The organism is Aquitalea sp. ASV15, assembly GCF_016429115.1.
GTDB classification, from domain to species: Bacteria; Pseudomonadota; Gammaproteobacteria; order Burkholderiales; family Chromobacteriaceae; genus Aquitalea; species Aquitalea magnusonii.
This window is the reverse complement of sequence record NZ_JAELTZ010000194.1, coordinates 1-313: the sequence shown is the minus strand read 5'-3', so window position 1 is coordinate 313 and position 313 is coordinate 1. Positions and strand designations below refer to the sequence as shown.

The 313-nt window shown below is 74.8% G+C and carries 1 protein-coding gene; it reads left to right on the top strand.

Annotated elements, in window-relative coordinates; genetic code table 11:
• Positions 1–235, top strand: a 235-nt coding sequence (locus tag JHD64_RS21480; protein ID WP_199055713.1) for a hypothetical protein, incomplete at its 5' end; no start/stop codon positions are given.
• Between the last annotated feature and the right edge of the window lie 78 nt (positions 236–313).

The following is a 313-nucleotide window of genomic DNA, read 5'->3' as shown; positions in this document are numbered from 1 at the left end:
CCCCCCCCCCCCCCCCCCCCCCCCCCCCCCCCCCCCCCCCCCCCCCCCCCCCCCCCCCCCCCCCCCCCCCCCCCCCCCCCCCCCCCCCCCCCCCCCCCCCCCCCCCCCCCTTTTTAATGATCCGCCGCCCACCGAGATCTACACTGTTGTTCGTTCGTCGGCAGCGTCAGATGTGTATAAGAGACAGGGCCAGCACCGTCCGGGCCAGCCGGACGGCAGGTTTCATTGCGCTTAACGCGCCTGTTGCGCCAGATGGGCGCGCACTTCTGTCACGGTGGAAAGCGCCAGCACCTGCTGCGCCAGCGCACGGCAT